At 54.9% G+C, this 26,926-nt stretch carries 25 protein-coding genes; 1 reads left to right on the top strand and 24 read right to left on the bottom strand.

From position 1 onward, the window contains the following. Positions 1-12: 12 nt before the first annotated feature. The 20 genes from der to trmJ all read right to left on the bottom strand — a co-directional run bounded on the left by der (position 13) and on the right by trmJ (position 19,075). Positions 13-1,500, bottom strand: coding sequence for a ribosome biogenesis GTPase Der (gene der, locus ACX9GU_RS06950; RefSeq protein WP_021178845.1), 1,488 nt, complete (start codon positions 1,498-1,500; stop codon positions 13-15). Positions 1,501-1,657: 157 nt separating this feature from the next. Then, positions 1,658-2,839 carry an outer membrane protein assembly factor BamB gene (bamB, locus tag ACX9GU_RS06945; RefSeq protein WP_473194274.1) on the bottom strand — a complete coding sequence of 394 codons (1,182 nt, stop codon included), beginning with the start codon at positions 2,837-2,839 and terminating at the stop codon, positions 1,658-1,660. A gap of 11 nt (positions 2,840-2,850) precedes the next feature. Next, positions 2,851-3,471 (bottom strand): YfgM family protein, encoded by a 621-nt coding sequence (locus ACX9GU_RS06940; protein WP_473194273.1) that lies wholly within the window; start codon positions 3,469-3,471, stop codon positions 2,851-2,853. A gap of 13 nt (positions 3,472-3,484) precedes the next feature. Then, positions 3,485-4,759, bottom strand: a complete 1,275-nt coding sequence (gene hisS, locus ACX9GU_RS06935) for a histidine--tRNA ligase (RefSeq protein ID WP_021178848.1) — start codon at positions 4,757-4,759, stop codon at positions 3,485-3,487. A 121-nt stretch (positions 4,760-4,880) separates the two neighbouring features. After that, entirely contained in the window at positions 4,881-6,002 is a 1,122-nt protein-coding gene (ispG, locus tag ACX9GU_RS06930) for a flavodoxin-dependent (E)-4-hydroxy-3-methylbut-2-enyl-diphosphate synthase (protein WP_021178849.1), read from the bottom strand. A gap of 47 nt (positions 6,003-6,049) precedes the next feature. Next, on the bottom strand, positions 6,050-7,030 hold the full coding sequence (gene rodZ, locus ACX9GU_RS06925; RefSeq protein ID WP_065686606.1) for a cytoskeleton protein RodZ: 981 nt from the start codon (positions 7,028-7,030) through the stop codon (positions 6,050-6,052). Beyond that, positions 7,020-7,769 (bottom strand): type IV pilus biogenesis/stability protein PilW, encoded by a 750-nt coding sequence (gene pilW / locus ACX9GU_RS06920; RefSeq protein WP_021178851.1) that lies wholly within the window; start codon positions 7,767-7,769, stop codon positions 7,020-7,022. The genes rodZ and pilW overlap by 11 nt, the downstream gene beginning before the upstream one ends. 98 nt (positions 7,770-7,867) lie before the next feature. Beyond that, positions 7,868-9,055, bottom strand: a complete 1,188-nt coding sequence (rlmN, locus tag ACX9GU_RS06915) for a dual-specificity RNA methyltransferase RlmN (RefSeq protein ID WP_473194272.1) — start codon at positions 9,053-9,055, stop codon at positions 7,868-7,870. A gap of 335 nt (positions 9,056-9,390) precedes the next feature. Further along, on the bottom strand, positions 9,391-9,816 hold the full coding sequence (gene ndk, locus ACX9GU_RS06910; RefSeq protein ID WP_202671266.1) for a nucleoside-diphosphate kinase: 426 nt from the start codon (positions 9,814-9,816) through the stop codon (positions 9,391-9,393). A 180-nt stretch (positions 9,817-9,996) separates the two neighbouring features. Beyond that, positions 9,997-10,833: an enhanced serine sensitivity protein SseB gene (gene sseB / locus ACX9GU_RS06905; protein WP_473194271.1), complete on the bottom strand. Its 837-nt coding sequence runs from the start codon at positions 10,831-10,833 to the stop codon at positions 9,997-9,999. 362 nt (positions 10,834-11,195) lie between these two features. Beyond that, the gene (pepB, locus tag ACX9GU_RS06900) at positions 11,196-12,491 is read right to left on the bottom strand and encodes an aminopeptidase PepB (protein WP_473194270.1); all 1,296 of its coding nucleotides are present in this window, start codon (positions 12,489-12,491) and stop codon (positions 11,196-11,198) included. 80 nt (positions 12,492-12,571) lie between these two features. Beyond that, positions 12,572-12,772 carry a Fe-S cluster assembly protein IscX gene (gene iscX / locus ACX9GU_RS06895; RefSeq protein ID WP_021178855.1) on the bottom strand — a complete coding sequence of 67 codons (201 nt, stop codon included), beginning with the start codon at positions 12,770-12,772 and terminating at the stop codon, positions 12,572-12,574. 9 nt (positions 12,773-12,781) lie between these two features. Continuing rightward, a complete protein-coding gene (fdx, locus tag ACX9GU_RS06890; RefSeq protein ID WP_021178856.1) occupies positions 12,782-13,117 on the bottom strand; it encodes an ISC system 2Fe-2S type ferredoxin in 336 nt (111 codons plus the stop codon). 2 nt (positions 13,118-13,119) lie between these two features. Beyond that, positions 13,120-14,970, bottom strand: a complete 1,851-nt coding sequence (gene hscA / locus ACX9GU_RS06885) for a Fe-S protein assembly chaperone HscA (RefSeq protein ID WP_021807190.1) — start codon at positions 14,968-14,970, stop codon at positions 13,120-13,122. A gap of 34 nt (positions 14,971-15,004) precedes the next feature. Then, positions 15,005-15,526 (bottom strand): co-chaperone HscB, encoded by a 522-nt coding sequence (hscB, locus tag ACX9GU_RS06880; protein WP_021807191.1) that lies wholly within the window; start codon positions 15,524-15,526, stop codon positions 15,005-15,007. A 68-nt stretch (positions 15,527-15,594) separates the two neighbouring features. Continuing rightward, positions 15,595-15,918, bottom strand: a complete 324-nt coding sequence (iscA, locus tag ACX9GU_RS06875) for an iron-sulfur cluster assembly protein IscA (protein ID WP_021178859.1) — start codon at positions 15,916-15,918, stop codon at positions 15,595-15,597. 52 nt (positions 15,919-15,970) lie between these two features. Then, positions 15,971-16,357 carry a Fe-S cluster assembly scaffold IscU gene (gene iscU, locus ACX9GU_RS06870; RefSeq protein WP_004952090.1) on the bottom strand — a complete coding sequence of 129 codons (387 nt, stop codon included), beginning with the start codon at positions 16,355-16,357 and terminating at the stop codon, positions 15,971-15,973. A gap of 24 nt (positions 16,358-16,381) precedes the next feature. Beyond that, positions 16,382-17,596, bottom strand: a complete 1,215-nt coding sequence (locus ACX9GU_RS06865; protein WP_473194269.1) for an IscS subfamily cysteine desulfurase — start codon at positions 17,594-17,596, stop codon at positions 16,382-16,384. Between the two features lie 55 nt (positions 17,597-17,651). After that, positions 17,652-18,146, bottom strand: coding sequence for a Fe-S cluster assembly transcriptional regulator IscR (gene iscR / locus ACX9GU_RS06860; protein WP_021178861.1), 495 nt, complete (start codon positions 18,144-18,146; stop codon positions 17,652-17,654). 194 nt (positions 18,147-18,340) lie between these two features. Next, entirely contained in the window at positions 18,341-19,075 is a 735-nt protein-coding gene (gene trmJ / locus ACX9GU_RS06855) for a tRNA (cytosine(32)/uridine(32)-2'-O)-methyltransferase TrmJ (protein WP_473194268.1), read from the bottom strand. A 117-nt stretch (positions 19,076-19,192) separates the two neighbouring features. Here trmJ and suhB point away from each other — a divergent pair, with 117 nt between their 5' ends. Continuing rightward, positions 19,193-19,996 carry an inositol-1-monophosphatase gene (gene suhB / locus ACX9GU_RS06850; protein WP_021178863.1) on the top strand — a complete coding sequence of 268 codons (804 nt, stop codon included), beginning with the start codon at positions 19,193-19,195 and terminating at the stop codon, positions 19,994-19,996. A 35-nt stretch (positions 19,997-20,031) separates the two neighbouring features. Here suhB and ACX9GU_RS06845 read toward each other — a convergent pair whose 3' ends face one another. Genes ACX9GU_RS06845 through ACX9GU_RS06830 form a run of 4 tightly spaced genes read right to left on the bottom strand, consistent with a single transcriptional unit; the run spans position 20,032 to position 26,788 of the window. After that, entirely contained in the window at positions 20,032-21,222 is a 1,191-nt protein-coding gene (locus ACX9GU_RS06845) for a DUF3322 domain-containing protein (RefSeq protein ID WP_473194267.1), read from the bottom strand. Then, positions 21,212-24,601, bottom strand: a complete 3,390-nt coding sequence (locus tag ACX9GU_RS06840; protein ID WP_473194266.1) for an ATP-binding protein — start codon at positions 24,599-24,601, stop codon at positions 21,212-21,214. Before ACX9GU_RS06840 ends, ACX9GU_RS06845 begins: the two co-directional genes overlap by 11 nt. Then, on the bottom strand, positions 24,585-25,397 hold the full coding sequence (locus tag ACX9GU_RS06835; RefSeq protein ID WP_473194265.1) for a DUF4194 domain-containing protein: 813 nt from the start codon (positions 25,395-25,397) through the stop codon (positions 24,585-24,587). The genes ACX9GU_RS06840 and ACX9GU_RS06835 overlap by 17 nt, the downstream gene beginning before the upstream one ends. Beyond that, a complete protein-coding gene (locus tag ACX9GU_RS06830) occupies positions 25,394-26,788 on the bottom strand; it encodes a DUF3375 domain-containing protein (protein WP_473194264.1) in 1,395 nt (464 codons plus the stop codon). The genes ACX9GU_RS06835 and ACX9GU_RS06830 overlap by 4 nt, the downstream gene beginning before the upstream one ends. Positions 26,789-26,926: the final 138 nt, after the last annotated feature.

Raw genomic sequence — 26,926 nt, 5'->3', positions numbered from 1 at the left:
GCCCTACAAGGGTTATTTTGACTTCTTCAGGTGGCTCATCAAGCGCTTGCGCTTGCGCATCTGGTTTGGCGTCAAGGTGTTGCGCTTGCCCGCAAACGGGTTCTCACCCTCTTTAAACTGGATGCGGATCGGCGTCCCCATCACCTTGAGTGAACGACGGAAGTAGTTCATCAGGTAACGTTTGTAGGAGTCGGCCAAATCGGATACCTGGTTACCGTGGATCACCACGATAGGCGGGTTATAACCCCCTGCGTGCGCGTATTTGAGCTTCACGCGGCGGCCACGCACCAACGGCGGCTGGTGGTCTTCGGCAGCCATCTGCATGATCTTGGTAAGCATCGAGGTGTTTACACGACGAGTAGCACACTCATAGGCTTCGTTCACAGATTCGAACAGGTTACCCACACCGCTGCCGTGCAGCGCAGAGATAAAGTGCACACGCGCAAAATCGACAAAGCCCAAACGCAGATCGAGCATCTCTTTCACGTGATCGCGATCTTCCTCACTCATGCCGTCCCACTTGTTGACCGCAATCACCAGTGAGCGCCCACTATTGAGGATAAAGCCCAGCAGCGACAGATCCTGATCGGAAATGCCTTCACGGGCGTCGATCACCAATAACACGACGTTGGCATCTTCGATCGCCTGCAGCGTTTTGATCACCGAGAATTTCTCTACGGTTTCGGTAACCTTGCCGCGCTTGCGCACCCCGGCGGTGTCGATCAGCACGTATTCACGCTCGTCACGCACCATCGGAATGTAAATGCTGTCGCGAGTCGTGCCAGGCATGTCAAATACGACGACACGCTCTTCGCCGAGAATACGGTTAGTGAGCGTCGACTTACCTACGTTAGGGCGGCCAACGATCGCCAGCTTGATCGGCAGATCCTGCGGGTTGAAGTCCTCTTCCGGATCTTCATATTCCCCCTCTTCCAGCTCACCGCTCTGCTCGGCCCAATAGGCGGCATTGGCTTCTTCTTCGGTCAGCTCGACTTCTTCCGGTTTTGCCGGGATGAACGGCACCAGCACGTGTTCAATCAGCTGCGTGACGCCACGGCCATGGGAAGCGGCAATCGCATAGACGTCGCCCAGGCCCAAGGAATAGAAATCTGCCGTCGCGGTATCCGGATCCATACCATCGGTTTTGTTGGCAACCAGGAACGTCGCCTTCTGGCGATTACGCAGGTGCTGGGCAATCCCCTGATCGGCAGGCATCAACCCGGCACGGGCATCGACCATAAACAGGACGATATCGGCCTCTTCGATCGCCAACAGCGACTGACCGGCCATGCGCGTTTCTACGCCATCTTCCGTCCCGTCAATACCCCCGGTATCGACGATAATAAATTCGTTGCCCTCAACTTCAGCACGACCATACTTGCGGTCTCGCGTTAGCCCGGGGAAATCCGCCACCAGCGCATCGCGCGTCTGTGTTAAACGGTTAAACAAGGTGGATTTACCGACATTCGGGCGCCCGACCAGCGCAACGACAGGTATCATGTTGAAGCCTCATTACTTAATAATCAATGCGTTACTATGCAGCGCAATAGACAGCAGCGGCATAGCTTAAAAATACGAAACGGCCCCTGACGTCAGGAGCCGTTATCCCATTAATCTTACAGGCTGTATAGCCTATGATTGATTGGGGTTAGAACTGTTAGCGAGTAAAGGCGTAAACCTTGCCGCCACGCGCCTGGATCAGCAGTTTATCACCGGCCACAATGGGCGCGGACAGGAAGCCGGAGCTATCCACTTTTTGCTGAGCCACAAAACGGCCATCGGTGGTATTGATCCAGTGCAGATAACCTTCGGCATCGCCGACGACCAGGTAGCCGTTATACAGCACTGGTGCGGTCAGGTTACGGTGCAGCAGATCGCTCTGGCGCCACAGGTTAACGCCACCTTCGGTATTCATTGCCACTACACGGTCATTCTGATCGACCACATAGATACGGCCTGCGTCGACGATAAAGTCGTTCACCGAGCCCATATCACGTTTCCACATGATTTGGCCGGAGCGCAGATCCAGCGCCGCCATGTTGCCATTGTAACCCAAGGCATAGACCACGTTGTCAATAATCACCGGTGTGGTATCTACGTCATTCAGGCGGTCGATCTCGGTCGCACCGCTTGGCTGGGAAATACGCTGCTGCCAGATCAACTGGCCCTGCTGCATCAACACGGCGCTGACGCGACCGTTGTCACCGCCAACTACCGCTGCACCAAAGGCCGTTGCCGGAGCAGACTCACCACGCAGTGACAGTGAAGGGATATCCAGGTTGACCGTCCACTTGATGGCACCATCAGACTCGTTCAACGCTTGCAGCTGACCGTTGGTGGTATGGATCAGCACCAGCCCCTCGGCGACCACCGGACGGGAAATCGCTTCACCCGCAACCTTGGTTTGCCAGGCGACTGTGCCGTCTTCGGTATTCAGCGCATACACCACCGCTTTCTCACTGCCAACGTACACGTTGGAGCCAGACACCGTCAGGCCGCCAGACAGCAGCGCAGGCAGGTTACTGGAGAAGAAGCCGGTTTTCTCGGAGAGATCGGCCTTCCATTTTTGTTTACCGTCGGCCAGGTCCATCGCTTTCACCGTACCGCGACGATCGGCAGCATAAACCGTGCTGTCCTGATAAGCCGGGCGCAGATGAGAGTAATACTCGCCAATACCATCACCGACCGACGTGCTCCACGCCTGGTTCGGCGTGAACTGATTTTCAACCGTTGGCAGCGGCGACATGGTAACCACGTCTTCTTCGCCACTAAACAACGAGCAGCCACTCAGCAAAGTCACGGAAACCAGTCCGACCAAGAGTGTTTTACGCAATTGCATGGGAATTCCCCTTAGCTGGACAAGTTATTCAATTTCATGCGCATCACTGCCGCAAGCGCCTGAGAAGCATTGGATTCGATGCCTTTGCTGTAAGCTTCGCGTGCACCTTTGCTGTCGCCTTTGGCCAACAGCACGTCGCCGCGTACGTCTTGCATCATTGCCATCCAACCTTCGCCTTTCACGCCATCCAGCGTTTTCAGCGCTTCATCCAGCTTTTTCTCTTGCATCTGAATACGAGCCAGACGCAGATTTACCAACGCCAGCAGGTTTTCATCTTTGGCATGGCCCTGTGCCACCACCAGTTGCTGTTCTGCCTTGGCAAAATCACCTTGTTGTGCAAAGTGTTTAGCCAAATCCAGAGCCGCGAACACGCCGTAGCTGTTGTCGTTCGCCTGGATAAACTTCTCTGCGGCTGCCACGTCTTCGGCTTTACCCGATGCCAGGGCAACGTCAACCTGTTGATACGACTGTGAGGCAGCCATCATGCTGGAGGTCTGGTTGCTCTGCCAGTAGCGCCAACCGACCAGGGCACCAATACCGAGCACCACACCCACAACCAAAGCTTTACCGTTTTCGGCAAAAAAGTTGCGCACGGCGTCAAGCTGTTCGTTTTCAGTGGTATAGACTTCCACGGTGTCCTTCTCCTTAACCTAACATCAAAGCCAGACGCGCAGCGACTTCGCTTTGCGCCAGCGTTTCTTGTTCACCACTGCGCAGGTCTTTAACCACCACCTGCTGTGCTGCAACTTCGTTCTCACCCAGGATCAGGGCGATACGCGCGCCCCACTTGTCCGCACGGGTGATCTGCTTTTTAAAGTTGCCGCCGCCATAGTTGGTCATCAATTTAATCTGCGGCGCAGCATCACGAACCTGCTCTGCCAGCAACATGGCCGCACTCTGGGTACCCGCACCGCTCGATATGACGTACACGTCGATGGTGGCCGGTGCCTTGAAGTCCGGGTTAACCGCCTGAACCAGCAGTACCAGACGCTCAAGCCCCATGGCAAAGCCCACGCCAGGGGTAGCGCGACCACCCAGTTGCTCAACCAGACCGTCGTAACGGCCGCCGGCACACACGGTGCCCTGAGCGCCCAGGCTGGTGGTCACCCACTCAAACACCGTGCGATTGTAATAATCCAGGCCGCGCACCAGGCGCTCGTTAACGGTATATGGGATACCGGCCTGAGCTAAAAGTTCACACAGCCCGGCAAAGTGGGCTTTGGACTCTTCATCCAGATAGTCGGAAAGACGCGGCGCATCGTTAAGCAGGGTTTGCACTTCTGGATTTTTAGAATCCAGCACGCGCAATGGGTTGCTGTACATGCGGCGCTTGCAGTCTTCGTCGAGTTTTTCCTGATGCTGTTCCAGGAAAGCCACCAGAGCATCACGATAGTTGGCGCGAGCTTCCAGTGAACCAATGGAGTTCAGTTCCAGATTGACGTGTTCGGCAATGCCTAACGCTTTCCACCAGCGGGCGGTCAGCAGGATCAGCTCGGCATCAATATCCGGGCCTTGCAGGCCAAATACCTCTGCCCCTAACTGATGGAACTGGCGATAACGGCCTTTTTGTGGACGTTCGTAACGGAACATCGGGCCGATATACCACAGACGCTGTTCCTGATTGTACAGCAGACCATGTTCGATACCGGCGCGTACGCAGCCAGCCGTCCCTTCCGGGCGCAGCGTCAGGCTTTCGCCGTTGCGGTCCTCGAAGGTATACATCTCTTTTTCCACGACGTCGGTCACTTCACCGATGGCGCGCTTGAATAACGGGGTCTGCTCTACAATCGGCAACCGGATTTCGCTATAGCCATAGCCGCTCAGCACCTGCTTGAGTGTGCCTTCAATACGCTGCCACAGTGCCGTTTCTTCCGGCAGGTAATCGTTCATGCCGCGAATGGCTTGAATGTTTTTTGCCACGTGAGTTCTCTGTCCGTTGATATAAAATGGATCCGATTATAGGGACTTTGCCACCCGCTATTCAACGCAGATGCGCAATCCAGTCCTCGGATTATCAATCAGCGAGCCAATAGCCGCCGACTTATTCTTCCAGAAGATTGATCGAAATGCGCTTGGATCCGTCCATCATGGCCGCTTTGGCCCGGATCTTCGCTTCCAACTGGTCAATCATCTGTTCGTTATCAAAACGCTCTTTCTGGCGCACGCCGTCTTCGTAGAAGCCGCTCTTCTTGTGCCCGCCGGTTACCCCAATGGTAGACACCAGGGCTTCGCCCGGCCCGTTCACCACGCAACCGATAATGGACACGTCCATCGGGGTGATGAGATCTTCCAGGCGTTGTTCCAACGCATTGACGGTGCCAATGACGTCAAACTCCTGACGTGAGCAGGTTGGGCAGGCAATGAAGTTGATGCCACGAGCGCGGATGCGCAAGGACTTCAGGATATCAAAGCCAACCTTCACTTCTTCAACCGGATCTGCCGCCAGCGAAATGCGCAGCGTATCGCCGATCCCTTCCGACAGCAGCATGCCCAGGCCAATGGCTGATTTCACTGAGCCACTGCGTGCTCCGCCCGCCTCGGTGATGCCAAGATGCAAGGGTTGGTCAATACGGGCAGCCAGCAGCCGGTAAGACTGTACGGCCAGGAACACGTCGGACGCTTTCACGCTCACCTTGAACTGGTCAAAGTTGAGGCGATCCAGAATATCCACGTGACGCATGGCGGATTCCAGCAGCGCTTCCGGCGTAGGTTCGCCGTACTTTTCCTGAATATCTTTTTCCAACGAGCCGCCGTTAACGCCGATGCGGATCGGGATATTTTTGTCACGCGCGCAGTCAACCACTGAACGGATACGAGATTCGTTGCCAATGTTGCCTGGGTTGATACGCAGGCAGTCAACGCCGTATTCGGCAACCTGCAACGCAATGCGGTAATCGAAATGGATATCGGCCACCAGCGGTACGTTGACCTGCTGCTTGATCAGCCGAAACGCCTCGGCGGCGTCCATGGTGGGAACGGAAACGCGGACGATATCAACCCCCACGCGCTCCAGAGCCCGGATCTGATTAACCGTCGCTTCGACATCGGTGGTACGGGTGTTGGTCATCGATTGCACGGCAATCGGCGCTCCATCGCCTATAGGCACGTTACCGACGTAAATACGGGTGGATTTGCGGCGGTTAATGGGAGCTTGGTTATGCATCAGTTACTCTCCACTGCTGCTCAGACATAACGACAATAGCCGCGCAATTACTGCGCGGCAACGGTCAGACGAGCAACACGGTTTGACTTGACAAACCGGCTTAAATCGACCGGTTTACCCTGGAATTGGACCTGTACCGAAGCCGGTGCGCCAAGGGTCAGTTTAAACGGCGCCTTGCCAGCCAGATTCAGCCGGGAACCGCTTTTCTGGATGCCGCTGACCAAGGATTTCCCAGTTGCGTCAACCACTTGTACCCAGCAGTCGCCGGAAAAATCCATCACCAGCCCGTTGGCATCAGCCTCCGAAGCACTGACGCCAGCAGCACCGGTAGGCAACTGAGCCTGGGCGACTGGCGCGGTCGATGTCGCATCCGGGATAGTAGCCTGACTTGGTGCTACTACAGCAGGCTGTTGAGCCGCCTGAGGATCAAGCACGGCCGGGACCTGTTGAGTCGTAGCAGCGCTATTGGTTGACGGCGCAGGGCTGTTGTCTGGAACAACTGCCGATGCACCATTATCCACGTTACCGTCGGTCAATGGCACTGGCTGGCCTTCACCATGCTGAGAAAGCTGTGCGGAAGATTGATCCGCCATGGTGGCGATCTCTTCCTGCTGAGCCTTGTGATTCTGCCACCACCAGGCACCGGTCAAACCCACGACCACAAACACAATCAGCCAGGTAAAGCTCATCAGCCAGCCATCACGCTTTTTACGGCGCTTACCCAAAGAGAAGCTCTGCATCTGAGCCACTTTGGCCGCTCTCACCGGTGCCTGTTTTTCCATCATCGGCAACAGTTCATCTTCTGGCAAATGCACCAGCTTGGCATAGGAACGGATATAACCACGCACGAACGTTGAAGCCAGATCGGCAGACATATTGTCGTCTTCAATGTCGCGCACGGTAGACATTTTTAGGCACAGGCGTTCAGCCACGGCCTGTTGACTCAGCCCGAGTTGTTCACGAGCCTGGCGCAGGCGTTGACCTGTTGTCATAGATACGGTTTTATCTTGGGAATCTTCAGTATTCATTAGCTAAGAACTGCTGGTACTGTTTGGATTGTGGAAAACTTCGCGCTAGCTGTTTGCCATAGCGTTGAACGCTATCCTGACGGCCCGCTAACGCGGCGAAACGAATCTGTAGCCATAGACTGTCGGCACTCGCCGGCAGAACATGTTGATAACTGTCCAATAAAAGTTGCGACTGCGCGCGCTTCCCTTCTCCAAATTGCTTTTCTGCTTCCACTAGCAGCGGAGCCCCCTTGTCCGGATCGATCTTCAGCGCTCGCGTTAATAACTTACGAGCTTCATCATTTTGACCGGCCTTGAGGAAACAGTAACCTGCGTTTTCCAGACTGTCGGCAACCTGGCCATATTCTGGCGCCAGTGCCGCAGCGCTAAACTGCTGTTGGGCCGGTACATACTGCCCTAAACTACAGAGAAACGCACCGTAATTATTCAATACGGTACCGTTACCCGGTGCAAGTTTAAGCGCTTGCTGATAACGCTGCTGCGCGGCGGCGTTATCACCGATCCGCTGATTGTAGAGTGCCATGCCCAATTGGGTACGATAATCCTGTGGGGCCGCATCGACCGCTTTTTGCAGATTCTGCCTGGCTGCCGGTAGATCGCCCTGGTTCAGATACTCCAGACCCAGTTGCAACCGGGTCTGGCCTGCCGCCACCGCTGGCCCGTCGTTATCGGGTTGCGAGCTGGAGCAGCCCGCCAGCAAACTGGCCGCCAATAATACACCCCACAGTTTCAGCTTCATGCTTGCACTCATTTCCTTATCCGATGTTACCCGATCGCCTGAAGGATTGCTGCTCACATAACAGGCTGTTAGATAACAAAAAAATCATGCTATAGGATTCAGACCGCTCGTACGTTGATAGGTTCCCCGGCCATTTTCTTTTTCAGGGTACGCTTGGTACGATCGATCACCTCTCCCGCCAACTGCCCACAGGCAGCATCGATGTCATCGCCACGGGTTTTACGAACAATAGTCGTAAAGCCGTATTCCATCAACACCTTGGAGAAACGGTCGACGCGGCTGTTGGAGCTGCGGCCATAAGGTGCCCCAGGGAACGGGTTCCATGGGATCAGGTTGATCTTGCACGGCGTATCTTTCAGCACTTCTGCCAGTTGGTGCGCATCGTCGGTGCTGTCGTTGATGTGATCCAGCATCACGTACTCAACGGTGACTCGCCCTTGGTTGGCATTGGATTTTTCCAGATAACGGCGAACCGCCGCCAGGAAGGTTTCAATATTGTACTTGCGGTTGATCGGTACGATCTCGTCGCGGATCTTGTCGTTAGGCGCATGCAGCGAAATGGCCAGGGCCACATCAATCATATCGCCCAATTTGTCCAGAGCGGGCACGACACCGGAGGTAGATAAGGTAACGCGGCGCTTGGACAGACCAAAACCAAAGTCATCCAGCATGATTTCCATCGCTGGCACCACGTTAGTCAGGTTAAGCAGCGGCTCACCCATGCCCATCATCACCACGTTGGTGATCGGGCGCTGGCCGGTGACTTTGATGGCGCCCAGGATTTTAGCAGCACGCCAAACCTGGCCGATGATTTCCGAGACGCGCAGGTTGCGGTTAAAGCCCTGCTGAGCCGTGGAACAGAATTTGCACTCCAGTGCGCAGCCTACCTGTGAAGACACGCACAGGGTGGCGCGATCGCCATCTGGGATATAGACGGTTTCGACCTGTTGATCGCCCACCTTGATGGCCCACTTGATGGTGCCATCGGCCGAACGCTGCTCTTCTGCAACTTCCGGCGCACGGATTTCCGCCACGCGCTGTAATTTATTGCGCAGCACCTTGTTGATGTCGGTCATCTGCTCAAAATCGTCGCAGCAATAGTGATACATCCACTTCATCACCTGATCGGCGCGGAAAGGTTTTTCACCTATGTTGGCGAAGAATTCGCGCAATTGCTGACGGTTCAAATCCAGCAGGTTGATTTTGGCGGTAGCCGGTTGTTCCGTTTGCACGGTCAGGGAATTATTTTCAGACAAGGTATGCTCGGGCGCGATGGGTTCTAACATAATGATCTCTTAGCCTCGTTATTACACGTTATGGCTTGAAGGAGTGAAAAGTAAGTGTGTCATCAAAAGACACGCCCCAGGCAAGATAGCTTCCCTGGGGCGCGGCATTGTACAAATTTTAGTAGCGGGTTTCTACGTCTGAACGGCTTTCACGGCATTTTTATTGTATCTGCCGGTAAAAGCTCACTTCACTATGCAAGAAACCTCTTAATACCCTATGGATTTCAAGTTGCAGCTAGGCGACAAGCTATCTCATCCCCAGGAGCTTACTTTTCGTAAGTGACTGGGGTGGGATAGTGCAGGTAACAACGCTGCAGCTTGAAAGACGACGGGTATTAACGGGCGCAGATTTCGCTTTCGTTAAAAAAGTAGGCGATTTCACGCTGGGCAGATTCTACTGCGTCTGAGCCGTGAACGGCGTTGGCAGTGAAGCTGTCTGCATAGTCAGCACGCAGGGTGCCGGCCAATGCGTTATCAGGGTTGGTTGCGCCCATGATGTCACGGTTACGCTGTACGGCGTTTTCCGCTTCCAGAACCTGTACCACGATCGGGCCAGAGGTCATGAACTCAACCAGACCGTCGAAGAAAGGACGACCTTTGTGCTCGGCGTAGAAGCCTTCGGCTTGTTCGCGAGTCAGACGCAACATTTTAGATGCGATGATTTTGAAACCCGCGCGCTCGAAACGAGCATAGATAGCGCCGATGTCATTGTTAGCTACAGCGTTTGGTTTAATGATGGAAAAGGTACGTTCTACGGTCATGATGGCCTCTATTATGTCTTCCAAAACAGGCCGGGCGATAAGGTGAGGTGCCGGCCTTTCAAGTGGCGCAGATTATATGTGCGCTGTTAACGCTTGCCTACGGGAAAATCAACATTTCATTAAAAAAAAATTATCTTAATCCACCATAGTCAGCGACAAATTGGATCCTGACCGATCGGCTTACTGGGTTTTATCGGTCGATGGGATCATATTTCGCAGCCAACTGCCCCAGCGACGCTGGTAGAAAGCCTGGGTATGGTTGATCAGATAATGGCTCACTCCACGCGCATTCTCTTCTACCAGGCAAAAGTCGACTGGCTCATCGTTTGGCGCGGTTTCGCTGGCCACCATACCGGCTTCGCTGATCAGGGCTTCAATCTCTGCCGGATCGCCATCCACTTCCAGGCCCACCAGCAGGTTCGGCTTCTCATCTACGGCGCGATCGTGCATTAACGCCAGGAAAGCGCGGCGTACCGGTTTCCGCTGGCTGAACAAGGTCGTCAGCGCATCCACCATCGCCGCCGGATACTCTTCAGGCTGCCCCAGCAGTAGCTGAGTTTCGGTATCGATATAGCGCTCTGCCGGTTTCACTACGCCACCGGTAGCCAACAGCATGGCGATCTCCGCTGGCAGGAATTCTTTGCCGTGGGTGCCTTTCGGGTTCAGGAACAGTTCGGCACCTTGGGTGATTTCAAACAGCACGCGAGCGGGCATGGCGATAAAGGGTTGTTCATCCTCCACTGCCTTTTGCAGCGCCTCCAGAGAGGTGAAGAAAGGCACCACGCTGCTGCCATCCTGCTTTTCCCAGTGCTGAATGTTCACCGGTGTCTCGGCATTCAGCGTAATTTCACCGTCGTGCGGCACCTGCTCGCTGTCACCCAGAATGTAGACCGTTGAATCCAGCAGTTCGCGGAAAAACGCCGGTCGGTATGCCGGTTCTGAGGCCGCCAGCCTCAGCAGGCGCTCAAGCTCGTTTTCGCCTGAAACGGCGTCATCATCATGATGGTGGGAACTCATTGCCGACTCCTCCAATGTATTAAGGGCCCAGCATGCTGAGCCCCTGGGAAAGTTTGGGATAATCGAGGTGAGAAGTTTTCCTGCTTCAGCGATCTTCCCCTCACCCTAACCCTCTCCCACAGGGAGAGGGGACTGTCCGTGTACACATTAACTACAGTGCCAAACACATAATCAGGGACTGCCCATGCTGCACGAACACCTAATCAGGGACTGCCCATACTACACGGACACATAATCAGGGACTGCTCATGCTACACGAACACATAATCAGGGATTGTCCGTGCCACAGTTTAACTCCGCCCTTCACCACATCACCGTTCCAGCTCCCTCTCCCTTTGGGAGAGGGTTGGGGTGAGGGGCAGTTACTTGGCCTTGCTCAGCAACAGGTTGGCCAGCGTACGTACGCCCAGACCGGTTGCGCCTGCTGACCACTGATCCACGGCACCTTTGCGATAGGTGGCAGAACAGTCGATATGCAGCCAACCCTTTTGATAATTCTGCACAAAGTGCGACAGGAAGGCCGCGGCGGTGCTGGCGCCAGCGGTGTAAGCCGGGCCCGCAACGTTGTTCAGTTCAGCAAAGTTTGACGGCAACTGGCTGCGGTGGAATTCTGCCAGCGGCAGGCGCCAGAACGGCTCGTGCTCTTCATCCGCACTGGCCAACAGCTCTTGCGCCAGCGCATCGTCAAAGCTGAACAGCGCGTGGTAATCATTACCTACCGCCGTTTTCGCGGCACCGGTCAAGGTCGCGCAGTCGATGATCAACTGCGGGTTTTGTGCGCTGGCATCGATCAGGCCATCGGCCAATACCAGACGCCCTTCCGCATCGGTGTTCATCACTTCAACCGTTTTGCCATTGCGATAGCGGATAATGTCGCCCAGTTTAAAGGCGTTACCGCTGACCATATTATCCGCACAGCACAGGTACAGTTTGACGCGCTGCTGCAAGCCGCGAGCCACCGCCAATGCCAATGCGCCAGTGATGGTGGCCGCGCCGCCCATGTCGGACTTCATCGAGTCCATAAACGCGCTTTGCTTGAGGCTGTAGCCACCGGTGTCGAAGGTGATCCCTTTACCTACCAGGCAGGCAAATACCGGTGCTTCCGGGTTGCCCGTCGGGTTAAAGTCCAGCGCCAACAGCACCGGAGAACGATCGGAACCCCGGCCAACCGTATGAATACCGGCGTAGTTCTGCTCACGCAGGTCTTCACCTTTGGTGATGCGATAGCTGACGGCATCACAACCAACAGCACACATCAGATCAACCGCGCGGGTTGCCAGTTGCTCAGGCCCCAGCTCTTCCGCTGGCATATTGATGGTGTCACGCACCCAATCGACAATCTTCAGGCGCTGTTGCAGCTCTTGGCTTTCCGCTTCCGGCAGCTCAGCCCACTCGACGCTACGCTGCCCTTTTGGCCCGCGATAGCCCTGCCAAAACGCCCAGCTGTTTTCCAGGTCCCAGCCTTCCCCGGCCAGTTTCACTTTCTTGATGCCCTGGCCATCGATCCTGCGTGCCGCGCGCTGGATCAGGCCCAGTTTGCCGGAATTGCTCAGATGGATGGTGATGCCTTGGTCATTGGTGCTCAGCAGCGCCTTTTCACCCCAGCGCGCATCGGCGGGTTGCTGGGATAGCGTGATCTGCATGATTTCGGTTGTCATAGCCTTACTCCGGATTATTCTTGTACTAATCTTGTCGGATACAAAATAAACGGGCTGCCTATGGCAGCCCGTCATGCTATTTACTCTGCTTCATCTAACCAGACCAGCAGGATCGCTTCCAGTATTTTTTCATTGGAAGCCTGCGGTTCATCGTCAAATTCTTCCAGATCGCAAATCCACTGGTGCATATCGGTGAAACGCACGGTTTTCGGATCGGTATCTGGATAGGCATCGTACAGGGCTTCGCCGATTTCGCGGCTGTCTGTCCACTTCAGTCCCATTAGTAGCTCCTAGTGCTCACGAGCATGGTTGACGGTATAGCGTGGCATTTCGACTACCAGATCGTCTTCGGTGACCCGGGCCTGGCAGCTCAAACGGCTTTCCGGCTCCAGCCCCCAGGCTTTGTCCAGCATGTCATCTTCCAGCTCGCTGCTTTCGGCCAGGGAATCAAACCCTTCACGCACGATGCAGTGGCAGGTGGTACAGGCGCAGGATTTCTCACAGGCATGTTCAATTTCAATACCGTTACGCAGTGCGACATCGAGGATAGTTTCCCCAACTTCCGCTTCCAGTACTGCCCCCTCCGGGCAGAGATCTTGATGGGGCAGGAAAACAATTTTCGGCATGGTTAAACCTCATCCACAGAATGGCCAGCCAGCGCACGGCGAATGGAGGCATCCATGCGGCGCGCGGCAAAATCTTGGGTTGTTGCATCGACTATTTTTATTGCAGCCTCGATCGCAGCAGGATCGGAGCCTTGCATCACTTGCTGGAGCTCGGCTACCGCGTTGTTGATAGCCAGGCTTTCTTCGTCACTCAGCAGAGCGGCATCGCTTGCCAGTGCACCTTGCAGGCTTTCCAGCACGCGGGAAGCTTCTACCCGTTGCTCCGCCAGCTTGCGAGCACCAACATCGCTTTGCGCATTGGCCATCGAGTCCTTCAACATGCCGGCAATTTCGGCATCGGACAGACCATACGAAGGCTTGACCTGAATGGAGGCTTCGACGCCGGTGGATTTCTCCATCGCCGTCACGCTCAGCAGGCCGTCGGCATCCACCTGGAAGGTCACACGAATATGTGCCCCACCGGCAGGTAGCGGCGGCAAGCCACGCAGCGTAAAGCGCGCCAGCGAACGGCAATCTTGCACCAGTTCACGCTCGCCTTGCAGCACGTGGATCATCATCGCGCTCTGGCCGTCTTTAAAGGTGGTGAACTCCTGCGCACGCGCCACCGGAATGGTGGTGTTACGCGGGATCACTTTCTCGACCAGGCCACCCATGGTTTCCAGGCCAAGCGACAGTGGGATCACATCCAGCAGCAGCATTTCGCTATCCGGTTTGTTACCCACCAGGATATCCGCCTGGATAGCAGCACCGATTGCCACCACTTTGTCCGGATCGATTGACGTCAGCGGCGTACGGCCAAAGAACTCGCCCACCTGTTCGCGTACCAATGGCACACGGGTTGAACCACCCACCATCACCACTTCCAGCACCTCATCGGCACTGACGGCGGCATCTTTCAGCGCGCGGCGGCAAGCCATCAGGGTACGTTTCACCAGCGAGGCAATCAGCGTTTCGAACTGTTCGCGGGTCACTTCACCCTGCCAACCAGCGATATCTACCGTGGTGCTCTGCGCATCGCTCAGGGCGATTTTGACCGCAATCGCGGCATCCAGCAATTGGCGTTGCACACCATGATCGCTGCGATCGCTAATGCCTGCCTGTTCACGCAACCAGTCCGCCAGCAGATGATCGAAGTCATCGCCACCCAATGCGGAATCACCGCCGGTAGCCAGCACTTCGAACACGCCACGGCTGAGGCGCAAAATGGAAATATCAAAGGTGCCGCCACCCAGATCGTAAACAGCGATCACCCCTTCCTGACCCGAATCCAACCCATAGGCGATAGCCGCAGCGGTCGGTTCGTTCAACAGGCGCAACACGTGCAGGCCAGCCAGACGCGCAGCGTCTTTGGTGCCTTGGCGTTGAGCGTCGTCGAAGTAGGCAGGAACGGTGATCACCACGCCATCAAGTTCACCTTCCAACGCTGCTTTGGCGCGGGTAGCCAGTGCCTTGAGGATATCGGCGGAAACACCAACTGGATTAACCAGGCCTGCAGCGGTCACAATCATTGGCAAGCCGTTGTCGCTGGCCTGGAACTGATACGGCAGGTTTGGATAGCGTTGTTGCACGTCCGCCAAAGAGCGGCCCATCATGCGTTTGACAGAGCTGACCGTATTGACCGGATCTTGTGCCGCCTGTGCACGAGCGCTCCAGCCAACCTGATGTTCGGTGGCCTGATAATGCACCACGGAAGGCAGCAGATAGCGCCCTTCAATGTCGGCCAGCGTCTCGGCCTGGCCGCTACGCACCGTAGCCACCAGCGAGTTGGTGGTCCCCAGATCAATACCGGCAGCCAGGCGGCGCTGATGCGGCGCAGCCGTGAGGCCAGGCTCACTAATTTGTAATAAGGCCATTTACAGTGCTTCCAAAATCGAGATCAAGGATCTATTACTCAAAACCCAGCAGTTTTTCTTCGAGTTGTTCAATCTGTTGCTGGAGTTTGTCCAAAAAGCGTAGCTTGCGCACGGTATCGGCAGCCTGTGACCACTGCTGCTCGTCCAGCTCCTGCACCATCTGCGCGCTACGCTGTTTGAAGGTCTTGTTCAGGCGCGTGGCGAAGGCAGCCAGTGCATTTTGCGCATCCGGCGAACGTTCAATGGCATCAAGCTCTTCACGCAGCTCCAACTGTTCCATCAGGAACGCGGTGTCACGCAGGGTATGCTGCTCGTTGCCCAAATCAAAGCCGTGCAAAGATAACATATACTCGGCACGTTTTAACGGGTGCTTCAGCGACTGATAGGCTTCATTGATGGTCGCCGCCTGCTGTAACGCCATCAGGCGTTCACGCTCCGGTTGGAGGGCATGACGATCGGGGTGGAATTGGCGCTGCAAATCTTGATAGCGTGAGGTAAGCAAGCTGCCGTCTACGCTATAGCGGACCGGCAACCCGAATAAAGTAAAGTAATCCATAGCGTGCTCGGGGCGTTATCGTGATGATTGAGGTTCCCCCGTGGGTCACGGGGGAGCACGATGGACTGTCAGACGTTAAAGCTCTCGCCGCAGCCGCACTCGCTTGAGACGTTCGGGTTGTTGAACTTGAAGCCTTCGTTCAGACCTTCCTTGACGAAATCAAGCTCGGTACCGTCCAGATAGACCAGGCTCTTGCCGTCAATGATCACCTTGACGCCTTTGTCTTCAAAAACGATATCATCGTCGTTCGTTTCATCAACAAATTCGAGCACATACGCCATTCCGGAACAGCCAGAAGTTCGCACGCCCAGACGCAGGCCGAGACCTTTGCCACGGTGGTCCAAAAATGCCTGAACCCGCTGCGCGGCGCTGTCGCTCATGGTAATCGACATAACAACCTCTTCAATCTTAGCCCGCAAGGCGGGCTAACTGACTCAATAATAACTACTTGGCGCTGTGCTTGCTCTTGTAGTCGGCGATCGCTGCTTTAATGGCGTCTTCGGCCAGAATTGAGCAGTGAATTTTAACCGGAGGTAACTCCAGTTCTTCGGCGATCTGGGTATTTTTGATCGCTTCGGCCTGATCAAGAGACTTGCCTTTCATCCATTCGGTGACCAGCGAGCTGGAAGCGATGGCAGAACCGCAGCCGTAGGTTTTAAAACGGGCATCTTCGATAATGCCTTCGTTGTTGACCTTGATCTGCAGCTTCATCACGTCGCCACAGGCCGGTGCCCCTACCATACCGCTACCGACGGTAGGATCTTCGTTATCAAACGACCCTACGTTACGCGGGTTTTCATAATGATCGATTACTTTTTCGCTGTAAGCCATGATGTTGCTCCTGGATCCTGAGAATTAATGATGTGCCCATTCGATGCTGTTGATATCCACGCCCTGCTTGAACATGTCCCACAGAGGGGAGAGATCGCGCAGACGGCCAATGGATTTACGCACCAACGAAATGGTGTAATCGATCTCTTCTTCCGTGGTGAAACGCCCCAGGGAGAAACGGATCGAGCTGTGCGCTAACTCATCACTCATACCCAGTGCACGTAGCACATAGGAGGGTTCAAGGCTGGCAGAGGTACAGGCTGAACCTGAAGAAACCGCCAAGTCTTTCAACGCCATGATCAGCGACTCACCTTCAACATAGTTGAAGCTGACGTTGAGAATGTTCGGTGCACCGTGTTGCAGATCGCCGTTCAGATACACTTCTTCCATATCTTTCACGCCGTTCCACAGACGATCGCGCAGGATGCGCAGGCGTGCCATTTCGCTGGCCATTTCTTCTTTGGCGATACGATAGGCTTCACCCATGGCAACAATCTGATGCACTGCCAGCGTACCGGAACGCATACCGCGCTCATGGCCACCGCCGTGGATCTGGGCTTCGATGCGGATGCGCGGCTTACGCTGCACATACAGGGCACCAATGCCTTTCGGGCCATAAATCTTGTGGCCGGAGAAGGACATCAGATCCACTTTCAGCTTGCTCAGGTCGATAGGCAGTTTACCTACGCTCTGGGTTGCATCGACGTGATAGATGATGCCACGCGCCCGGCACATTTCGCCGATGGCGGCGATATCCTGCACCACGCCAATTTCGTTATTCACGTGCATGATGGAAACCAGGATGGTGTCTTCACGCATCGCGGCTTCAAGAACCTGGAGATCGATGATCCCGTTGCTCTGCGGTGCCAGATAGGTGACTTCAAAACCTTCGCGCTCAAGTTGGCGGCAGGTATCCAGCACGGCTTTATGTTCGGTTTTGCTGGTGATGATGTGCTTGCCTTTCTTCTGATAGAAGTTGGCAGCGCCTTTGATCGCCAGGTTATCGGATTCGGTGGCCCCTGAGGTGAACACGATCTCACGTGGGTCCGCACCAACCAGTTCAGCGATCTGGTTACGGGCGATATCAACCGCCTCTTCCGCCTGCCAGCCGAAACGGTGGGAACGGGAGGCCGGGTTACCGAAAGTGCCGTCCAGGGTCAAAAACTGCATCATCTTCTCGGCAACACGCGGGTCAACCGGAGTCGTGGCCGAGTAGTCCAGATAAATCGGTAATTTCATTGCTCTTGTACTCCGTACATCACTTCCAAAAACCAATAAATTAGTCGTCAGCTGCTTATGCGCGCAGATTAACGTTGATCGTTTCTTGCAGACGACCGTTGGCCGTGCGGCGCGTATCGCTATTTTGACGGTCTGCCACGTCCAGCACTTCCTGGTTGTTCACCAGTTCGGCCAGCGTAATATTGTTCAAGAACCCGCTGATGCGCTCGCTCAGATCGCGCCACAGGGTATGGGTCAGGCAACGATCGCCCCCCTGGCAGCCTTCTTTACCCTGGCAACGGGTTGCGTCTACCGATTCGTCGACTGCGGAAATCACCGCGCCTACGGCGATAGCGTCCGCGTCTTTGCCCAGCAGGTAACCACCGCCTGGCCCACGCACGCTGGCCACCAGGCCATTCTTACGCAGACGGGAAAACAGTTGTTCCAGATAAGAGAGCGAGATACCTTGGCGTTCGGAAATATCCGCCAGTGGTACCGGCCCTTCCTGGGAGTGTAATGCCACGTCGAGCATGGCAGTTACTGCATAACGGCCTTTGGATGTCAGTCTCATAGCTAATTGGTTACCTGTTGGTCAAACATGGGCCAAATTCTGACATTCCCGAGTAAATCAGTCAACTATTTAACCTACTAATTTACTCAAGTATTCGTGCTTTTTGTGCGCTTTGCTATCCGATGCATATAAAATACACCTTATAACCCGCAGATAAGCAATACTATCTTGCCTAACTGCGAGTGATAGCAAAATTAATTACCTTGCTGTTTATCCTGTTTCTCGATCGAGGTCAGCATACCACGCAAGATATTCAGCTCCTGCGCTTCCGGGCGTGCCCGGGCAAACAGGCGGCGTAAACGGTTCATCACCTGCCCTGGGTGGGCGGCGCGGATAAAGCCGGTGCGCACCAGCGTCTGCTCCAGATGCTGATAGAAGCGTTCAATATCATCCACCAGAGGATACGGCGACTCTTCCACCGGTGCGGGCTCTGCCTGCTGACGATCGAGGAAGGCAACGCGAACCTCATACGCCAGGATTTGCACCGCCATGGCCAGATTCAGCGAGCTGTAATCCGGGTTGGCAGGAATGGCAACATGATAATGGCATTTCTGTAATTCGTCATTGGTTAGCCCGACGCGTTCACGGCCAAAGACCAACGCAACCGGCCCCTGCTCGCCTTCCTGTACCGCGCGCACGCCGCATTCGCGAGGTTCCAGCATCGGCCATGGGAGAGTGCGCGAGCGAGCGCTGGTGCCCACTACCAAGCGGCAACCCGCAATGGCTTCATCAAAGGTATCGACAATCGTGGCGTTGCCAATCACATCGCTGGCGCCTGCGGCCAGGGCGATCGCCTGGGAATCGGGTTTCACCAGGGGATTGACCAGATAAAGGTTGGTTAACCCCATGGTTTTCATGGCACGGGCAGTAGAGCCCATGTTGCCGGTATGAGAGGTTTCAACCAGAACAATGCGGATATTGTGCAGCATACAAACTCTGAGCGTTGCGGAAAATCGTAGCATCCTAACACAGTCGTAGGTATTTTGCCGAACACCTGCTATACTTCGCGCCGTTTCCTGTTCTTTAACATCCTGTGGAAGATACCCATGCATCCGATGCTGACTATCGCCGTGCGCGCTGCGCGCAAGGCTGGCAACCTGATTGCCAAAAATTACGAGACTCCAGACGCTGTAGAAGCTACCCAAAAAGGTTCTAACGACTTTGTCACTAACGTCGATCGCGAGGCTGAGCGTCTGATCATCGAAATCATCCGTAAATCTTACCCGAAACACACCGTTATTGGTGAAGAGTGCGGTGAGTTAACCGGTGAAGATCAGGATGTACAATGGGTGATTGATCCACTGGATGGCACCGCCAACTTCATCAAACGTCTGCCACACTTCTCCGTTTCCATCGCCGTACGCATTAAAGGCCGTACCGAAGTGGCCGTGGTTTACGATCCAATGCGCAACGAACTGTTCACCGCCACCCGTGGCCAGGGCGCACAGCTCAACGGTTACCGTCTGCGCGGCACCAACGCCAAAGATCTGGATGGCACCATCCTGGCGACCGGCTTCCCGTTCAAAGTCAAACAGCACGCACCGGCTTACATCAACGTGCTGGGCAAACTGTTCACCCAATGTGCCGACTTCCGCCGTACCGGTTCAGCCGCGCTGGATCTGGCCTACGTTGCCGCTGGCCGCGTTGATGGTTTCTTTGAGATTGGCCTGAAGCCTTGGGACTTTGCTGCTGGCGAACTGCTGGTACGTGAGTCTGGCGGCCTGGTCACCGACTTCGTTGGCGGCCATAACCACTTCAGCTCTGGCAACGTGGTTGCCGGTAACCCACGTGTGGTGAAAGCATTGCTTTCCAATATGCGTGAAGAACTGAGTGAAGCGCTGAAGCGTTAATCTCGGGCGGCATCAGGCTACTGATGCCGCGTTTTCTACTGCAAACTGCTCAACCATTCCTTCAGCCGCTGTTGGATATAATCCGGCGCCAGCTTCTCCTGCTCCAAACGCGTTCCTGGGTAACTTCCCGCGATCAACGCTTCAAACAGCGCAAGTTCTTCCACCGTCAGGTGCGTTGGCATTGCAGTCATCGAAGAGTCCTCTTCTACCATCATCGCTGAATAACGCATCACGGTGGCATGATCCATCATCAGAGCCGTCAACTGTGGCAATTTGCTGCGCGCATCACTCAAAACATGCAATCCCCACGAGTCGATATCACCCCAGTATGCGACCTGTTTATCGGCTAGCCAGGGAGCATTCAGCCAACTGACATTTTTCCCTCCACCGGATACCGCTATCGTATCTGCCATTAAGGGCAATCCCAATCCTGACTGCACGTTCTCTACCACCAGAATATGTTTGGCCGGTAACGGCTGTTGGCGCAACTCGTCCGCCGTTAGCTGCAACAACCCTAATCCCCCCAGCCTGGCCTGAGCCGCGGCGCATAGCGGGCGTACCGTTAACCAGCCTTTATGGTTGCCTTTGACATCCAGCCAGTTAGCCAAACCACCTTGTGCTGTGACCGCCCCATCATGCAGGCAATCTAGCAGATCGCTAATCAAGCGAACATATTGCTCGACAAATTTGGTATCAACGCCTTGCAGCGGTAAAGCACGTAGATACTGCCCATTCCCCATGCCGGGTTTGAGCTGAGGAATTAACTGCTGCAACCGCTGAATATCTATTGGGGACAACGAGGCTAACAACTCCAGATAATTCACCAGTACCGGGTACAATTTGGCCTCTATCGCCAATAATGGTGTCATATTGCGTACCCAGCTATCGCTGCGGGCTTGCGCCTCTTTCCCCAGATAAGCCAGCAAGCTGGTGATATCCTCAAGCACCAACGCCAGCGGCACCCGCTGGCTTCCCAAAGTTCGATAATTACGCTCCTCCCACTCAAGCCATTGCTGGTGCGGAAATTGCCGCCAGGCACCGACGTAGCGCTGAAAATGCGCCAGGTCAGCTAATATTGCCCGATTCGTCGGGGGTTTTAGCGAAACGCGTATGGGAAAAGGGCGTTCCCCTAAAAGGCGGGCTTTCAAGTTGCCCCGGTGTAACCATTCACGCTTCGAGATCAAGGCATAAGCCTGCTCAGGCAAACGCCCCCACTCATTCGCCATGTTGGCCAACCTCGGTTAATTCGATGCCCAGGTTTTGCGCACGGCGTTGGCGTGCCGTATCCAACCGCCGATCGATTTCCGCCCAGGTGACTTCACACAGGCGGCTTTCATGGTTCTTGGCATCACGTTCGGCAATCAGCAATGAACGCGCAGATTCACGCGCCAGATTGAGGTTCTTGTAGGGGGTAATGATATTGACGTGGATGTGCAACTCACGGAAGACCTGCAATACCCGGCGGCTGACGGCCTCCGCCGTATTGGAAAAGGCCTCATCCAGAAACACCGTACAGTAAACCGGCCGATCCTGGCCTTCGGGCGTCAACACATAGGCCAGGCTGGCGGCAACAATGGTGCCAGCGAAGGATTCTTTCTCCCCACCGGATTTACCGCCAGAAGATAGCAAGACGTCACGCACTTCATGGTTGGCCATATCCCGCTCTTCGGCAAAGAAGGACATTTGATAACGCGCATCCAGCAGGCGCAGGCTTTCCTGCGTCCCCGAAGAAACCGGATTGCTGGCTTTCTCGAGGATCCCTACCACCAGCCTTAGCTGCTGATAGCGGGCCAGATGATCGTCACTGGTTGCCTGAGCGAAAACCTTATCCAACTGGCGATTAAAATCCTGCACATGAGGATACAGTTCGGTCTTGGTACCCAACTTCAAGTAGCTCCCGGCCCGGAACTCGGTGCGAGCCAGCACTTTATTGATAGTCGCAATCCGCTCCAGAATATCATCGCGTTCGGCATCGATGCGTTGGCGAATACGTACCATTGACTGGGTGGCATGTTTATTTAGACGTGCTTTGAACTGCTCCACCAAGGCTGGCAGACCTTCCCGCTCCAACTGTTCGAGGTGTTGCAAATACTCGGGCAGGCTGTCGACACCGGCTCCCCAACTGCCTGCGATAATTTCCCACTTGGTACGGAAGGATGACATGCTGCCCACCGCTTCCCGCAGGGCATTGTTCTTGCGATCGCTGGCTTTATCCTGAGCTGTCACCAACCGCTTGCGGTGTGATTCAGCCAAAAATGCCAGTTGAGACAGCTCCGCGTCGTCCAAGGTCCCGACTCGTTGTTGCAGCAGAAGACGCACCTCGTCCTCCATCCCAGGCTCCGCCGCCTTGCTGGCTTTATCCTGCTCGCGCTGCGCGTTGGCTTTTTCGTTATCCAACCCGCCTTGGCTGGCATTCTTACGGTCTTTCTCTCCCCGCAGGGTGGCTAAACGCTGTTTGGCCTCTTCCCAACGTGCTTTACACTGCTGGAGATCGCTCCCCGAAGCCACCCACTGATTAAGCTGTTGCTCAATCCGGCCAACCTTGCCTTGCCACAACGGAGCATCGATATCTTCCCAACGATAGCGAGGCAGCTTTTGCCACAACGCCTCCCGCTGGTTCACCTCATCCAGATCGATTCGAGCCGATTCCAGCGCCTTTTGCGTTTTGCTCAGCTCACTGCCTGATGACTTGATATCCTGCTCTAACAACGCAATACGCGTCTGGTTAGAAAACCCCAGTTGCCACGCCCGCCGATCGTCAACCTTGTGCTGATCCTTTTTCTCAAAACGACCTTTGTCGCGATGAATCAACCCTTGCTGAGTCATGGAAAATGCGGTGGCATCCAGGGTTTCGACCGTATCGACACAGTGCAAATCAAAACGCGCCAGATGGTGTTGCAGCCAGCTGCGGTAAGGATGCTCGCGCCAGGTTAATTTATGCAGGTAGCCATCGTGATGGAACGCGGGCTGGGTTGACGCTACGGCTTCCCGAACCACCTGCACTCGAACATGAAGCCCGGTATGGCGCTGATTCAGCCAGCGGGTCACTAAATGAAAACTCGCCTCCGGCACGGCTAGCGTCGTGCGTACACCGCCCAATGCCCGTTCTATAGCCCCTTGCCAATGTTGCTGATCCGGGTCGACATCCACCAACTCCCCGATAAACAAGCATTGTTCACGTGGCAACGCCAAGGCAGCCACCATTTCGTCACGTAAACGTTGGAAACGCAGATCGATATTCGAATCGGGCCGGGCGCGTATCCCTTCCAATTCCAGTTCAAGTTGGCGCAACTGCCCTTGCAAATTTGCCAACTCGGCGCTCAGCGCACCAAATCCATCTTGAGCTGCGCGCTTTTCATCGCTAATGGTTTGCAGCTTTTCCCGCGAAATCGCCTGATTATGCAGAAAGACCCCTTCACGCAGGCTGGTCTCCAGCCCCAGCGCTTTAGCCTCTTGCTGATACTCCGAGGCTTTAACTCCCACGCTTTCCAGTTGACGCTGAGCCTGCGCCAACTCTTGTTTGATGATCTCGATCCGATCGCCACCAGCGTTAATATAATCGGTATGCGTTTTTTCAACCTGTTCCTGGGTTTCCTGCTCATCGCGATCCAACTGCCTGATCTCCAACGCCAGCGCGTCCAGTTGGTTTTGTAACCCTTTGATCCGGCCATCCCACAGGCGAAAACCACATTCCCCCATGTAAACCGGTAAGGCATCAAGCTGGGCCGTCAGCCGCTTGATCTCCGCTTCACTGCTGCGCAAGGTACGATCTAAATCAGGGAATCTGATCAGGTGATCCCGCTGATTGCGAGCATCCAGCAAACGTTCATGGATTGCCACCAGATCGGCGAACTCATCCACCACCCGGCGGGCATCGTCTTTAACACCGCTGGCTTCCAACACCAGTTCACGGATCAATTCGGTTAAATCATCGATTTTCTTTAAACCCAGCGCCCGCGCCAGCAATGCCGGAGCATTTTTATTTTCCATATGCAGGCAGCGCCGGTAAGTTTCCTGATAATCGCTAAAATTCTCGCCGCATGGCGTAATGGCGGGATCTTCTTTCAACCATTGGTTCAAGCCACGCACGTTGCCTTCACCAAAGCGATCCAACAGCTCTTTCAAGGCAACATCGCGCCGGGCCACCAGATAGATCCGGCTAATGTCCGCCAGCGCGTGGCTGTGTTTGGTGGTCCAGAATAGCGCTGCCAACACGATGCAAGAGCCATCGTCGGCACGGTATAACGCCCGTAAGGCGGTCAGCACTGGCCCTTCACGCTTGCTTTTGACCCGCGTTTTGGCTCCGTCATGCTCCGAGCCGAAACTGCCGCGCATATAGGACACCAGCGAACGATCGGTGCGATCCCCCTGCGCCGCGGCAATATTAAATGAGGCTTTACCCGCGGGCAGCAGCAGCGCCATCAGGCCATCGATCAGCGTCGATTTACCTGACCCGTTATCCCCGGTCACCAGCGTGCCCAACGGATCGATGACGGCCGTATGCAGTTGATGAAATGAGCCCCAGTTATAGACGGATAACTCAGCCAGCCTGATTTGCCCGCAATCAGCACCGGCCAGCGTCAGTTGTTCACTCTTCGCCATCATCTGCTTCCTCCTTGTTAGCCGGAGAGGTTTCCGCGTTCAGAGCCAGCCGCTCATACTCTTCGAGCATGGCCTCCAAAAATGCCGCATTGACCACATAACGAATGACCGGGGTAATTTCATAGCGCTCGCTCTCGCCACGGATCGCCGACAAAATATAGCGCTCGGCCATTTTATCTAACGCCGAATTCAGCTTCTTTCTATCCGCCTTGCTGTTATTGGTTAACGGCAGAAAGGGCGTCAGGTGGCTTTCGATACGCTCAATGTCAATGATCACGCGCTGTTCGCCTGCACGTTCCCGCTCCTGATAATGCTTGCGTAGTACCAACAGCAGTAAGGTGTCATACAAGGACAAGGTGCGGCGGTTAATCAGGGAAATGGTTTCCGTCTCCTCATCCTCCTCCAGTTCTTGCTGCAGGACAAAAGCCACTCCGCCCGGCTCATCCAGCAATAATCGCAGATACATATTGGCCAGGTGATTACCGATGACGGCTTGATGGCGACATAAGGCTTCAAACAGCTTGGGCTTTTGCGTGGCCAGTACGACGCCAACGCGCAGCAGGCTAACCAGAGTACGCCGGATCTCCGGGGCTAACGCCTCGGTATCAGCTTGCGTTACCTCGGGTTCAGCGGTAGCAACCTCTGGTGCTGGCAAATCCAGCTCCAAATCCAGCCGCTCTTGCGGCTGTTTTGCCACGGGTTCAGGCTCGGGAGCTCGTTCCCGCTGCTCTTTGCTAAGCTGGCTTAAACGCCGCATGCGATCCAGTAAATCGCCTGATGACACTTTATCTTCGCTCACAGCGCCAGCTCCCCCAAGTTCGCGGGAAACATGGCCGCACTCAGCAGATAGCCGGGGATCACCGCATTCAGTTGCACACCTTGTTTATCCGTCACCATTATGGTTTCCTTTTCATCCAGCTCCGTCGCTTTCACCGCCTTGGCAACGCGCAGCCAGGCAACCAACTCTTCCAGCCCCATCTCTAACGGCTGATGCTGCGCCAATGCGGCAAGGGTCATGGGGCCACCGCGCTGCAATATATCCAGCAGGCACTGCGCCACTTCGAGCATGCTTACGGTGTCCAAATAGTCCAGCATATCGTCGCTGGGAATATTGCCGTTGGTTTGAACTTCTACGCCGGAGGTATCCAACTGCTCATCGGGAGACTTCAGCAGCAGTGCATCTGGCGAGTAAAAGCGAATATGCCCAGTGGGTAGACGCACCGAGGTGCTGATTTTCAAGCTGTTCTGGTCTTCCTTAAAGCGGATCGCCAACCGCTCCAGCCGCCCCAACAGGCGATCCACCGCGCGCTGTTCAGACAATGTCCCGCTTTCGATATAGGCACGCAGGCTCTCTTCGGTCTTGCGACGGATCAGAAACACCCGTTCACTTTCACGGCTCAGTTCACGCATCAGTTGCCCAAGAAACTGTTTTTGCTGGGCCGTTAATGATTCTGCGACCGGGAGATTCAGGATCACCTGTAACTGCTCGCGAAATTCCGTCGTGCGGTTTTGATCGCACAACAATTGGAAAAAACCCTCGAAGGCACTGCCAGCATCAGTCTCGGTCAACAGTTGTTCTTTTTCCAATACCGCCAATAGCACTTCCCCTCGGCTTGCTCCCTGCTCGATCATCTGGATACGAATATCTTTATCCATGGTGCGGATTTCGTCTTCGACACGGCGAAAATCCCCCGTCAACACCGAAGCCAACTGATAGATTTCCCGTAAGCGCTCTCGTTGTTGAGAAGGCGATAGCTCAACGATCACCCCGGCCTTGACCGCGTCGATTTCACGCTGAATTTCACGCCTCTTCTGCTCAAGCACCGCCAAACGGCGATCGGGATTGGGGGAAATAGAAATCACAAAATCACGTACCGCATCTTGTACGATGCGTAAATGTGAGGCCGTGGTGGTGGCATTGTGCTGATCTAAAGAGAGGCTAAAGCGTAGGGCGGTTTCGCAGGCATCGGTTTTGGTCAGTTGGCCATCCAACTCACGTAACCACCCTGCCTGGATCCATTGGTTCAGATAGCTGGTCGCCGGGCTTTCGGTGATCCAAATGCCCTGGAGGCGGCACTGTTCTAAAATGCTATCCAACAAAATGCGGGCGCGGCCATAGGGCACTTCATTTTCTTCACTGAACAGATCGGCAACAAAAGCCAATATCAGCGGGGCGTTATCCGTGCGCAATAACTTCCAGGCAATATTTTCCTGATAGATACGCCGGAATCTGGCTTGGAACTCATAGAAACTAATGATAAACCTCTCTTTCTTTATAATAAATCCTGAGGGATTACATTAGGTTATTTTACTTATGTTATCTCTTTG

The organism is Serratia sp. K1WW1 (genome assembly GCF_055790865.1).
This window is presented reverse-complemented; position numbering and strand designations above follow the sequence as displayed.